The following is a 13,042-nucleotide window of genomic DNA, read 5'->3' as shown; positions in this document are numbered from 1 at the left end:
TAGCTATCATTGCTTAAAAATTTAAGAGAGAAAAATGCATAACCTAAACCAACTTTTTGTATTTACGAACTCGCGTAAGATTCGTGAATTTAATGCAAGTTTTAATGATGAACTAATCCCAAAAAGCCTAAGTATTGCTGAGTTTTATAAAAAGGTAGTTTATGTAGATGGTAGGTTTGAGATTGATAGCACCTATGCTTTAGTGCTTATGAATAGAGCCTGTGCCAGTGTCAAAAAGGCAAACTCAGTTCTTAAAATTCCAGCTGAGTTTTTTGAGTTTTTGAAAAACAATGACTATCTTTTTTCGTTTTTTAAAGAGCTAGCTATTAGCAAAAAGAGTATCGCCGAGATCAAATTTAACGATATTTACGCTAACTTTGAGGAGCATTTAGACATACTTGAAGCGGTTTTAAAAGAGTATGAGGACTTGCTTGATAGAGAAAATCTCTACGATGATATAACCTTGCCAAAAATTTACTCCATTAATGAAGGCTATATCAGAAGCTTTAGTGAAATTTCACTGCACATAGATGGAATTTTAAGTGAGTTTGAGTGGGAAATTTTAGAGAAAATCTCAAAGCTAACTACGCTAAAAATTATCTTTCAAACTAGCGTTTTCAACACAAAGCTAATCAATAAAATAAAGCAAATTTCAGCTATTAGCGAGATTGAAAATTACAAAAAATATGAGCTAAATTTAAAGACAAATGAGCTAATTTGCTTAGAAAATATCAAAAAATTTGAGCCAGTCTTAGAGAAGCGATTTGCCACTAGAAGCCTGCAATGTGCCTACGCTATGGCAAAGGTGAGCGAGTTTGTGCGTGAGGGCATAAAGCCTGAAAACATCGCTGTCATATTGCCAGATGAGAGCTTTAGTGAAATTTTAAGGCTACATGATAGAGATAAAATTTTTAACTACGCTATGGGCGAGAGTTTTAAAAATACAAAATTTTATGAGACGCTTTTTTACCTTATAAGAGCGATAAACGAAGAGGCAAGGCCGGTTTTTGATCAAAGCAAGTGTGAGAGCTACGAGGAGCTTGGCTTTATCTTGAACACACTTGGCGTAAGCGAAGAGCTTTTTAATAAATTTAAATCAAGCTACTTTGATCTTTGTGACTTTGCTAAATTTAAAGAGCTAATAGATGAGCTTTTAATGCTTGAAAATGAGCCAAGATGCGAAGAGAAGCTCGCGCTTGAGCTTTTTAGGATTGAGAATTTATGTAGGTATTTTAGCTTTAGCTTAAAGCAGTTAAGTGAAATTTTTTTGCTAAATATCTCACGCCTTAGCATCGATGATGTGGGTGGTGGAAAGATCAGTGTCATGGGCATGCTAGAGAGCCGTGGAATGAAATTTGATGGCGTAATCATAGTTGATTTTAATGATAACTTCATCCCAGCAAGAAGCACAAATGAGATGTTTTTAAACTCAAAAGTGAGGCAAAAAGCAGGGCTTATAAGCTACCTTGAGCGTGAAAATTTGCAGAGATTTTACTATGAAAGTCTTATAAACAATGCTAAAAAGGTCGCCATAAGCTGTGTTTTAAACGAAGAGAGTATTCCTTCAAGATTTTTAAAAAATTTCAAAATAATAAAAGATGAGAAATTTAGTGACGAGGCTTATTTAAAATTATTTTTAAAAGGAAGTACAAGCCTAAATTTAAGCGATGATGAGATCATTTTGGAGCATGATTTTTTCACTAAACCGCTATCATTTTCTACACTAAATTTATTTCTAACCTGCCCAAGAAAGTATTATTACGCAAAGATAGCTGGTATAAAAGGAGCAAAAGGCATAGCAACTGAGCCAGGATCTAAGCAAGGAAATAGCGTGCATAAGGCGCTTTATGAATACTATACAAGTGATTTTTATGGACAAAAAAATATATTTGATTTGGCTATTTTTAAAGAAATACTTGCAAAGCAAGATTTTTCTTCGCTTGAGCTTGAGATTTGGTCGCAGAAATTTAAAGAATACGCAGAGTTTGAAAATGAACGTTTAAGTGCTGGCTTTAGAGTGCTTGAGTGTGAAAAAGACATAGAGAGTGATTTTTGTGATGTAAAGATAAAAGGCATTATCGATAGGATCGATGTTAGCCCTGATGGTGAGCCTTTTATACTTGATTATAAAACTGGTGAGGCAAATGCGAACTCGCTTCAGCTTGCATTTTATGAAGCACTTTATGGCAGCGAGGTAAAAAGTGCTTATTTTGCCCTAAAGAATGAACCAGTGCTTATTAGCTCAAAAAAAGGCGTGGATGATCTAAAGGCCGAGATAGAAAATCTAAAGAGCATAAATAACACTAAGATAAATTTTGAAAGAAAGAGCGGAGCTTGTAAATTTTGCGAGTATGCCATACTTTGTAGGAGAGAGTTATGAAAGATTTTTTAGCCCTAAAAGCAAGTGCTGGAAGTGGGAAAACATTCGCTTTAAGCGTTCGTTATATCGCTTTGGTGCTTAAAGGCGAAAATATAAACGAGATCATCGCTCTAACCTTTACCAAAAAAGCGGCCAATGAGATGAAAGAGCGCATAATCACAACTTTTTTGGACTTGCAAAACAAAAAAGACGAGCTTGATAAGCTTTGCAAAGAGCTTAGTTTGAGCCAAGATGAGGTCATAAAAAGACGCGATGAGAAGCTTGATATGTTTTTGCAAAGTGAGTTAAAAATTTATACATTTGATGCATTTTTCTCTGGAATCCTAAAGAAATTTAGTCAAAATTTAGGGCTTAGTCCTGATTACAGTGTGCAAGATAGTCTGCAAGATTTAGCGTGGAAAAAATTTGTAAAAGAGGCAAGCAAAGATCAAAAGCTTCTTAGTGAGCTTGCACTCATGATGATCATCTCAAGCCAAAAAGAGGCGAGTTTCTCACAGACTTTGGCTAAATTTTATGAGAGCTTTGGCGGTGAACTAAAAGATAGTGGTGCAAGCTATCCAGATGATAGCAAGGTAAGAGCAGCACAAAAGGAGATAAATGAGCATATAGCCTTGCAAAATGGTGCTAGTGATACGGCTAAAAAGACATTTAGTGAGCAAAATTTGTTTGAGCTTTTTAAAAATAAGGTCTTTGAAAGAGAGAGCCTAGATTACCGCACTTTTAGCAAAATTTATACAAGTGAGCTTGATAGGCTCTTTAACGATTTAAAAGAGGCAGCAAAAGAGTATATTTTGGAGGTTGAAAGATACAGACTTAGCGGTTTTAGTAAGCTCTTAAATGTTTATAAACACTCAAATTTAGAGCTAAATAAAGAGATAAATGCTTTAAGTTTTGCTGATATAAATAAGCTGGTATTTAAGCTTTTGGTTGAAAATTTTGATAAAGATGTGCTTTATTTTAGGCTTGATGGCCGCATAAATCACCTTTTGATAGATGAGTTTCAAGATACAAATGTGATCCAATATGAGATCATCTTGCCGCTCATCACTGAAATCGTTTCAGGATACGGACAAAACGGACTTAGAAGCTTTTTTTACGTTGGAGATACTAAGCAAAGTATCTATAAATTTAGGGGCGGTAAAAAAGAGCTTTTCGATAAGCTTGGAGATGATTTTAGTCAGATAGATATAGAAAATTTGCCTAGTAACTACCGCAGTTTAAAGGCTTTGGTGAAATTTAATAATGCTGTTTTTGAAGAAATTTATCATAGATATGGACTTAGTTTTGAGCCACAAGAGCCAGCTAAAAAAGATAAGGAGCTAAGCTACAAAGTAAGTGGCGAGTGTCCTTATTTTGAGGCCAAGGAAGATGATTACGGCTACTTGCGCGTGCTAAGCGATGAAGATATCGCGGGTGCAGCACTTTCACAAGTAAAAGAGCTACTTGCAGCTGGCGTAAATGCAAGTGAGATAACTGTGCTTTGCTGGAAAAATAGCGATATCAGCCTCATCTCAGAGGTGCTTAGCAGTGAGGGGATAAAAAGCGTAAATGAAGGCACCTTGGAGCTAAAGCGAACACCGTTTGTTGCAGCGATCATCGAGTATGCGAAATTTTGTCTTTTTGGTGAAGAAATTTATGAAAAAAATGTAAAAGCACTTGTAAATACAAATCCTAAAAGGCTAAAAATAAAAGCTGAAGATAGTGCGACAAAAAGCCTATTTTATCTAGCTAAAAATTTATATATAAATATGGCTGATGTTGATATTCTAAGGCTTTTTGAGCTAAGCAGTGGCTACAAAAATTTAAGCGATTTTATCTTTAATCTTGAAAATTTTAGTTCTAAAATCAGTCCTAAAAATGCTGACGGCGTAAAGATAATGACTGTTCATAAGTCAAAAGGGCTCGAGTTTGCTCACGTGATAGTTTGTGATATGATGAGTAAAGGCAGAGGCGATGACTCAAACTTTATAACCGAATATAGCGAAAAAGGCGAGTGGATAGTAAAAAGTAGAATTTCTGGTAGAGAAAATTTTGACCCTGAGTATGCTGGTGTGTTGGAGCAAATGAAAGAGCTTGAGAAGCAAGAAAATATCAATAAAATTTACGTTGCTTTTACTAGAGCTACAAAGTCGCTTATCATCATTAAACAAGCTGCTCCAAGTGGAAATAGCCCTAGCTTTTTTTCGTTTTATACTAGAAGTGATAAAAGCGAAGTAAACGACTATCTTGATCTAAAGGAGTTTAGCTTTGGCAAAATTTTGCCTAGCAAGAGCGAGCAAAAAGAGGCTACAAAAGATGAAAAAATGCCTGAAATTTTAAAGATAGAAAGGCAAGATCTAGAAGCAAGAGAGCAAAAAACGAGCGGTAAAAATTTAGAGGCAATCTATTTTGGCTTAGCGTTTCACTATTTGCTTGAGATGAGTGAGAAATTTGATGAAAATTTGCTTTTAAAAGCTAAGAGTTTAATGCTAAATAAATTTTATAAATTTCTCTCACCTGATAGACTTGAAGATGCCTTTAAACGGGCAAAAATGCTAATAAATGAGCCAAAATTTCTAAAGTGTATAAAAGATAAAGAAATTTACAAAGAGCAGCCATTTAAAGTAAAAAACGAACTAAAACAGATGGACTTATTTTGTATTGGAGAGAGCAAAATTTGCGTGATTGACTATAAAACGACAGATAAAAATATTGAGGAAAATAAAAAACAAGTTGGAGAATACAAAGAGGCATTAAGTAAATTTTATCCAAAGCATAGTATAATCGCCGTCATCTTCTACGCTATTGATGGAAAAATTTCATATATTGAAGTTTAAATGCTACTTAATTTAAGCTTTATAAAAGCATTGTTTAAATACAATCACAACTCAAAAATTAACTTGGCAAAGGTAAGAAAATGACAAAAATAACAAAGCCAAACGAAGTTAAACGAGACTGGATCGTTGTTGATGCAGCTGGTAAACGTTTTGGTAGATTGCTAACTGAGGTAGCAACTATACTTCGTGGCAAAAACAAACCATGCTTCACGCCAAACGTAGATTGTGGCGACTATGTTATCATCATAAATGCTTCAAAAGTAGAATTTACTGGTAATAACAAAGCTGAAGATAAACTTTATCACAGACACTCAGGATACTTTGGTAGCGTAAAGAGTGAAAAATTTGGCGATTTGATAGCAAATAAGCCAGAAAAACTATTTAAATTAGCTGTTCGTGGAATGCTTCCAAAAACTAAACTTGGAAGAGAGATGATAAAAAAACTAAAAGTTTATGCTGGCAGTGAGCATCCTCATACGGCACAAATAGCTAAAAAAGAAGGAAAATAATTATGGCAAAAGTTTATGCAACTGGTAAAAGAAAAACTGCCGTAGCAAAGGTTTGGATAAAAGCTGGAAGCGGTAAAATCGTAGTAAATGGTATGGATCTTAATACTTGGCTTGGTGGACATGAAGCTATAAAACTTAAAGTAATTCAGCCACTTCTAGTTACTAAACAAGAGAGTTTAATAGATGTAGTAGCTACAACTTTAGGTGGTGGTTATTCAGCACAAGCAGAGGCTTTAAGACACGGTATTTCACGTGCTTTAGCTGATATGGATGCTGATTTTAGAGCAGCACTTAAACCAAAAGGCTTGCTAACTAGAGATTCTCGTGTTGTTGAACGTAAGAAATTTGGTAGAAGAAAGGCTAGAAGAAGCCCACAATTCTCTAAACGTTAATGAATTTTTGCAAGTGCTTTTGCATTTGCAAAATTTAAGTTGTGTAAATTTCAAATTTACATTGTTAATTAAATTATGATTTAGAGTCGGTTAAATTTTATTCAGTTAAAATGTAACCACTTTAAAATAAATCCTAAGAAAGGAATTCTAAATATGAAAAAGATTGCTTTAGCTATGGTTGCCGCAACAGCGGTTTTTGCGTCTAACGCAGCATATAATTATGAAGTTACTCCAACTATTGGTGGCGTTCACCCAGAGGGAAATTTACGTGTAAAAGACCACAACTTCGTTGGTGTTAGAGCTGCTAGAAATCTTGAAGATTTTTTCTTTGATCAAGTAGAGCTTGGTGTTGATTACACTCAAAAAGCAAAAGAAAAAACAGGTAGCTTAACAAGAGAAGGAAGAGTTCTTAGATATCATGCAAATCTTGTAAAAGATATAGTTGATTTTGGACAAGTTAGTCTATATGGCTTAGTTGGTGCTGGATATGAAGATGTTCCAGCTATTTTTGTTAAAAATGAAGATGGCGGTTTTGGCCAATATGGTTTTGGTTTAAGATATCAAGTAACTGATAGATTTGCTCTTAAAGCAGAAGCAAGAGACGCTATCAAATTTGAGCACGCTGATCATAACCTATTCTATTCACTAGGCTTTGGTATCGGTCTTGACTCAAAAGCAGCTCCAGTTGTGGCAGCAGCTCCAGTTGCAGCAGCAACTCCAGCAGCAACTCCAGTTCTTGATGATGATAATGATGGCGTGCCAAATGATATAGATCAATGCCCTAACACTCCAGCTGGCGTGGTTGTTGACGAAAGAGGATGCGAGAAAGTTATCGTTCTTAGAGACCTAGATGTTAACTTTGCATTTGATAGCTATAAAGTCGGACCAAAATATGCAGCTGAGATCAAAAAAGTAGCTGACTTTATGGGCGAACACCCAGATTATAAAGTTGTACTTGCTGGTCACACTGATAGTGTAGGCGCAGAAGCTTATAACCAAAAACTATCTGAAAAAAGAGCAAAGGCAGTAGCTGATGTTCTTGCTGGCTATGGCGTAAGCGAGGATAAAATTTCAACAGTTGGCTACGGTGAGCTTAAACCAATTGCTACAAATAAAACTAAAGAAGGTCGCGCTCAAAATAGACGCGTTGAAGCTACTTTCAATAAATAATCTTAATTGTTTAAGGTTACTTCTTTTAGGGGCTTAGCTTCGGCTAGGCCCTTTTTTATTTCTACGGAGAAAATGATGAACAAAACCATACTTTTTGATTTGGACGGTACGCTTATTGATTCTACTTCTGCTATTTTAAAAGGATTTGATAGAGCTTTTTTATCTCATGGCAAAAAAGAGCCAGACCATAATGCATTAAAGTCTTTGGTTGGTCATCCGCTTGAAATAATGTTTGAAAGACTTGGTGCAAGCAAAAATTTAATTGATAGCTATATAAAAGAATATAAAGCTTGTTACGAAAAAATTTATCTTGATGAGACAGTACTCTTAGATTATGCAAATGAAGCATTGAAGGAGGCAAGTAGCTTTGCTGATGTAGGTATAGTTACTACTAAAACTTCAAAATTTTCTATTATCTTGCTTGAGCATTTAGGAGTTATGAAATATATAAAAACTGTTATTGGAAGAGACGATGTTGCTAATCCAAAACCAAATCCAGAGCCAATAAATTTGGCTTTAACTAGACTTAATAAAGATAAAAATAATGCATTTATGGTAGGTGACACCATTATGGATCTAATGGCTGCACAAGCCGCTTTTGTTACAGGCGTAGGTCTAACTTGTGGATATGGTCAAAAGAGTGATTTGGAGAAATTTAGTAAACATATTTTCTCAAACCCATTTGAAGCCGTTAGCTTTATAAAAGAGGTTTAATAATCTAATATTCCTAAACTGCTTATATTTTAAATTAAATTCAACATAACGTTTAGCTTGCTTAGCTATAAAATTTACTCCAAAATCTTTTTAAAATATTTTAAATATCTAAATTACTCTAAATAAATTGCTTAAAAAACTTGCTTTCATAGTAAATTTATCTTATTTAAAATATGAAAATCTGTCTAAAAGTTAGCTAACTTCTAGGAGATCATAGATTTAAGACCCTAGCCACCTTTAGAGCGCTTGCAAATGCAAAATGTAAGTTATATCCGCCAAGCATGCCAGTGATGTCCAAGACTTCACCAACAAAATAAAGTCCCTTAACGTTATAAGCTTGTAAATTTTCATCTAAAAATTCACTCTTTACGCCACCTTTTGTAACTTCCGCTCTTTCAAAGCCAAATGTCCCAGCTGGGGCAAATTCATAAGCAAAAAGCCTTTTTATTATTTGTCTATCATTGTCGTTAAATTCATAAAAGGCTCTGTCTTTTAAGCCAAAATTTCTTAAGAATTCTAGCACAAATCTCTTTGGCAAGGGCAAAACCGAACTAAGCTGCTTTTTGCCATTTATTAAATTTTTCTCATTAAATTTGGGTAAAAAATTTATACAAATTCGACCTTTTTGCCAAAATAACGAGGCGTTTAGTATCGCTGGTCCGCTTATGCCTCTATGTGTAAAAAGTAAGTCTCCACTAAATTTATGGCTTTCATTTTTGCTATTTATCTCCACTTCGGCGTTTAGGCTAACACCACTAAGTTCTTTAAACCAAAACTCATCTTTTTGCACGCTAAATCCAACAAGTGCAGGCGCAAGAGCTGAGGTTTCAATGCCAAAATCATTTGCTATTTTATAGCCAATATCACTCGCGCCAAGGGCTTTGTAGCTTAGTCCTCCGCTTGCGATGACTAAATTTCTAGCTCTAAATTTCTCATCTTTTGTCAAAATTTCAAAAATTTCATCTACTTTTTTAGCACCAAGAACCTCTTTATTGTAAAAAATTTCTGTATTTTGCCTTTTTAAAAGTACGCTCAAGACGCTCTTTGCACCGCTATTACAGAAAAATTGATTTTGCTTTTGCTCACTAAATTTAAGCTCACTAAAAAATTTTAAAACTTGATCTGGAGTCAGTACTTTTAAAATTTGCTCTATAATTTTTTGCTCTCCAAGATAGTTTTTAGCGCTTATAAAGCGGTTTGTGATGTTGCATCTGCCTCCACCACTTGTTAGGATCTTTTTGCCAGCGCTGCTATTTTTCTCTAAAATCGCAACCTTTTTATCCTTTAAATTTGCTCCTAAAAATAGTCCGCTAGCGCCAGCACCAATGATGATGACGTCGTAGATCAAAATTTCAAACTCTCTTTTAAAGCCGCCTCGCTTATTAGGCGAGAGTCAAATTTGATCACTTGATTTTTCTCGTTTTTGTAATAATCGACTACACCTTTTTGGCCATTTAGTAACTCTAAATTTAAGCTTACTTCAGGGCTTAGATAGATATTCTTAAAAATTCTTGGATCGCTTAGGCTAAAGAGCAAAATAAGCCATATCACGCAAAGTACCACGCAGATGACGGCTAGTACTTTAAAGCCAAAGGCATGCAAGATGTATCCACCAAATGCACCTCCAACAAAGCTTCCTAGATAACCAAATGAATTAAATACACCGAGAGCTGAGCCTTTTTGTGAGGATTTTACAAATTTTGTTGCGGTTGATTGCATGATGGGCTCGTGAAGGTTAAATCCTATAAAAAATATAGCAACTCCCAAAACGAAGATAAAAAGTGTAAAACTAATGGCAAAAATGGTGTAGGTTAGAGCGAAAAGTAGCGTGCCAGCTATCAAGATGACCTTGCTAAGTCCCTTGCCATCGCCAAGGGCGCCAGCTAGCCCCATAGCTAAAAAGCCAAGCACGGCACCAAGCGTATAGACCTTGTAAAGCTCGCTGCTTTCGTAACCATACTCTTTTACTAAAACGATAGGGATCACCAAAAATGCGATGCTTGCTAGCATCTTTTGCATAAAAGAGGTGAAATTTATGATCATGTAGTCTTTTTGCAAAAACAGCTTACCAAATGGTACTTTTTCACTTTTAGCGCTCACTTTTATCTCTTTTGGCACAACGGTGTAAAGAAGCACAATGCAAAGTAGGCTAAGAGCGGCGCTTAGATAAAAGAGGCTTGAAAGCCCGAAACTTCTAGCAAGAAGCGGTCCAAGCACCATCGAAAGCGTGAAGCTAAGTCCTATAAAAGCACCCATTATCGCCATAGCTTTTGAGCGTCTTTCTTCTGTTATATAGTCACTTATCATCGCAGTTGCAACTGCTCCGATAGCACCTACACCTTGTAAAAATCTACCAAATAGCATGGTAAAAATATCGCTTGTATGTGCACAAATTATTGAGCCGATGATAAAAACCAAAAGTCCGATTGTTAATGTTTTTTTGCGTCCTATCCTATCCGAGAGCGCTCCAAAAGGCACTTGAAATATCATTTGTGAGATCGCATAGACGCCTACTATTAGCCCTACTAAAAACTCGTTTGCTCCGCGTAAATTCAAGGCATAAAGGCTAAGCACTGGCAAAACTATAAAAAGACCTAAAAATCTGCTTGCTATGATAAAAGATAGTGGTAAAACGCTTTTTAACATAAAATTTTCCTTATTTTTAAAAGGACTAAGTTTATCATTTTAACGCTAATTTAAATTTAAAAATTTAATCTACTTTTTTGTAAAATACGCCCAAAAATCAAGGAGCTCTTGCAATGAAGATCGTGCTTGCGACATCAAATTTAGACAAAGTAAAAGAGATAAAAGAGTTTTTAAAAGGCTATGAAATTTACGCTTTAAGCGAGGTTGTAAAGCCATTTGAGATCGTTGAAGATGGTAGTAGCTTTCAGCAAAATGCGCTCATAAAGTCAAAGGCTGTTTTTGCAAAGCTTAAAGAGCAAGGGCTTGAGGATGAGTTTATCTCGCTTAGCGATGATAGTGGCATCAGCGTGGATGCGCTTGGTGGCGAGCCAGGGATTTATTCAGCTCGCTATTTTGACCTTGATGAAAATGGCAAAGTATGTGGCAAAAACGCAAATGACGCAAACAATAGAGCAAAGCTAATTAGTAAGCTAAAGGCGCTAAATTTAAAGAGCTCACCAGCTCATTACACCGCCTGTATCGCTATTAGCTCGAAATTTGGCGACTACACAACTCATGGCTTTATGTATGGCAAAGCGGTAAATGAGGAGCATGGTACAAATGGCTTTGGCTACGACGCACTTTTTATCCCAGATGGCTTTACTAAAACGCTTGGTGAGCTAGATAATGAGACGAAGCTTAAAATTTCTCACCGCTCAAAAGGGCTAGAGCTTGCAAATTTTGTGCTAAAAAGTCTAAAGAAAAACTTTAGTTAAGCCCATTTAGCCCTTTGTTAGCTCTCTCTAAAAGATCCCGTGCGCGAGGATTTTGCTCTTTTCCATTTAAAATTTCAAGCACTTTTTTGTAGTTTTTGGCGGCTTCGTCCTTTTGCTTAAGCTTTGCTAGGTCGTTAGCAAGCTCTACTAAAAGCTCTGATCGCACAAGCTCGTTGCCGCTTAACTCCGGCGTGATATCAAGTAAATTTAGCGCTAAAAGGTAGTTTTCGTGGGCTTTGTCAAAGTCGTTTTTTAGGTAGTAGGCGCTAGCGATGCCTTTTATACAGATGAGTTCGTCGTTCATTGGGGCATTTGGCGCGTTGTCATAAATTTTTAGAGCTTCTTGAAAATTAGCAAGTGCTTCGTCGTATCTGCCTAGCGCCTTTTGTGCCGCACCTAGGCTATGATAAGAGCGAGCTAGTAGCAGCTTGTCGCTAACGTTTGCCGCAAGCTCTAGGGCTCTTTGTGAGAGCTCTAACGCCTTTTGTGGCTCTTTATTTACCATGCAAATGCTAGCGCTATTTATGAGCGAAGTGATCGCCTGCTCGGTGTTGCCCTCTTTTAAGCAGACATCAGTCGCTTGCTCGGCTAAATTTATGGCTCTCTCCAAATTTCTATCGCTTTTATAAAACTTCCTCACACTCTCTTGTATTAGCTCGTCACAGCTACTTGCAAAGAGGCAAATAGGCGCTAAAAATGGCAAAATTTTCTTCATGTTTTTACCTTTAAAATTTCGCGCTATTGTAGCGATTAAAAGCAAATTTTGTTCAGTATTGCCTCATAAATCATTATTATTTCTTGGCAAATAAACTTGTGACATTATTTTTATGTCTTCTTCTGGATTTTCGATTTGAGTATCAATTATCTGCCTCATTAGCGCCATGCAAAATTTCATACCCATCTCTTCTGCGATTATATCTTTTAGATAAATATTTGTTATTTCATTGTATTCACTGGGAAATTTAACAGAAAAATAAGTCATTTTTTTCTTTTTTACTTCCCATATTCTATATTTGACCTCTGATTTATCATCAATTTTATATTCTTTTGCCTTGATGAGAAATTTATTTATTTGCCCAGCCTTATCCCAAGTGGCAAGACTTTTATTTATATATACTTCATCCCATGTGTCAAAAATAGGAAAGTGCAATAAGAGGTTTCTAATAAAACTAAATAGATCATCGGCAATCAATCCTTCAAAAAAAGGTCGTCCTCCTTTTTTCATCCACTTTAAATATTCTTTAATTGGTTCATAATTAGAAATCTCTTTAAATACCGAAAATGCTTCTCTGAGTCTATAAAATCTAAAGCATGGCTCTTGAGTTTTAAAATTTTCATTAGAAATTTCATCATATAAAAAATAGAATCTATTATAAAAAAGAGTTAATGCTTCTACCTCTTTTTTATTCGGTCTTTGCTTGCCATTTTTAATCATTGGTGTCTCTTTTTGTGTCCTCTTGCCAGGCGCTAATCCATCCAAGTTTTTTAAATCAGTTGCGATATTTTTCTAGATTTAAATATGTTGATTATACCTAAAACAGCTAACTTGATAATGTATCGTTGTATGCTTTAGAATAAATTTAGGCACTCAAATTTTAGTGAAAAAATTAAACCTAAAAAATTTAAGCTTATTTCTTAATACAACCTATCTCAAACTAAA

11 protein-coding genes are annotated in these 13,042 nt (G+C 35.5%); 7 read left to right on the top strand and 4 right to left on the bottom strand.

The window, feature by feature from the left end; genetic code table 11:
* Window positions 1-34: 34 nt before the first annotated feature.
* The 6 genes from A3223_RS03920 to A3223_RS03895 all read left to right on the top strand — a co-directional run bounded on the left by A3223_RS03920 (window position 35) and on the right by A3223_RS03895 (window position 7,981).
* Window positions 35-2,380 (top strand): PD-(D/E)XK nuclease family protein, encoded by a 2,346-nt coding sequence (locus A3223_RS03920; protein WP_084109119.1) that lies wholly within the window; start codon window positions 35-37, stop codon window positions 2,378-2,380.
* The gene (locus A3223_RS03915) at window positions 2,377-5,196 is read left to right on the top strand and encodes a RecB-like helicase (RefSeq protein ID WP_084109116.1); all 2,820 of its coding nucleotides are present in this window, start codon (window positions 2,377-2,379) and stop codon (window positions 5,194-5,196) included. The genes A3223_RS03920 and A3223_RS03915 overlap by 4 nt, the downstream gene beginning before the upstream one ends.
* Before the next feature lie 80 nt (window positions 5,197-5,276).
* A complete protein-coding gene (gene rplM / locus A3223_RS03910; protein ID WP_002939292.1) occupies window positions 5,277-5,705 on the top strand; it encodes a 50S ribosomal protein L13 in 429 nt (142 codons plus the stop codon).
* Between the two features lie 2 nt (window positions 5,706-5,707).
* Window positions 5,708-6,097: a 30S ribosomal protein S9 gene (gene rpsI / locus A3223_RS03905; RefSeq protein ID WP_021084780.1), complete on the top strand. Its 390-nt coding sequence runs from the start codon at window positions 5,708-5,710 to the stop codon at window positions 6,095-6,097.
* A 153-nt stretch (window positions 6,098-6,250) separates the two neighbouring features.
* Window positions 6,251-7,267 carry an OmpA family protein gene (locus A3223_RS03900; RefSeq protein WP_084109113.1) on the top strand — a complete coding sequence of 339 codons (1,017 nt, stop codon included), beginning with the start codon at window positions 6,251-6,253 and terminating at the stop codon, window positions 7,265-7,267.
* Window positions 7,268-7,342: 75 nt separating this feature from the next.
* Window positions 7,343-7,981, top strand: a complete 639-nt coding sequence (locus A3223_RS03895; RefSeq protein WP_084109110.1) for an HAD family hydrolase — start codon at window positions 7,343-7,345, stop codon at window positions 7,979-7,981.
* A 211-nt stretch (window positions 7,982-8,192) separates the two neighbouring features.
* Here the strand turns inward: A3223_RS03895 and A3223_RS03890 are convergent, their stop codons facing one another.
* Together A3223_RS03890 and A3223_RS03885 are read right to left on the bottom strand one after the other, a co-directional pair.
* The gene (locus A3223_RS03890; RefSeq protein ID WP_084109107.1) at window positions 8,193-9,329 is read right to left on the bottom strand and encodes an NAD(P)/FAD-dependent oxidoreductase; all 1,137 of its coding nucleotides are present in this window, start codon (window positions 9,327-9,329) and stop codon (window positions 8,193-8,195) included.
* Window positions 9,326-10,627 carry an MFS transporter gene (locus tag A3223_RS03885; protein ID WP_084109104.1) on the bottom strand — a complete coding sequence of 434 codons (1,302 nt, stop codon included), beginning with the start codon at window positions 10,625-10,627 and terminating at the stop codon, window positions 9,326-9,328. The genes A3223_RS03890 and A3223_RS03885 overlap by 4 nt, the downstream gene beginning before the upstream one ends.
* A gap of 113 nt (window positions 10,628-10,740) precedes the next feature.
* Between A3223_RS03885 and A3223_RS03880 the strand changes: the two genes are divergently transcribed.
* The gene (locus A3223_RS03880; protein ID WP_084109101.1) at window positions 10,741-11,382 is read left to right on the top strand and encodes a non-canonical purine NTP pyrophosphatase; all 642 of its coding nucleotides are present in this window, start codon (window positions 10,741-10,743) and stop codon (window positions 11,380-11,382) included.
* On the opposite strand, the gene A3223_RS03875 is transcribed toward A3223_RS03880, so the two are convergent.
* Both A3223_RS03875 and A3223_RS03870 read right to left on the bottom strand, forming a co-directional pair.
* Entirely contained in the window at window positions 11,375-12,097 is a 723-nt protein-coding gene (locus A3223_RS03875) for a tetratricopeptide repeat protein (protein WP_084109098.1), read from the bottom strand. The two genes, A3223_RS03880 and A3223_RS03875, sit on opposite strands and share 8 nt — an antisense overlap.
* Before the next feature lie 63 nt (window positions 12,098-12,160).
* The gene (locus A3223_RS03870) at window positions 12,161-12,817 is read right to left on the bottom strand and encodes a hypothetical protein (RefSeq protein ID WP_084109095.1); all 657 of its coding nucleotides are present in this window, start codon (window positions 12,815-12,817) and stop codon (window positions 12,161-12,163) included.
* Between the last annotated feature and the right edge of the window lie 225 nt (window positions 12,818-13,042).

This window comes from Campylobacter concisus, assembly GCF_002092855.1.
Taxonomy (GTDB): Bacteria; Campylobacterota; Campylobacteria; order Campylobacterales; family Campylobacteraceae; genus Campylobacter_A; species Campylobacter_A concisus_AI.
The sequence above is the reverse complement of the archived record's forward strand: the minus strand, read 5'-3'. Positions and strand labels throughout refer to the sequence as shown.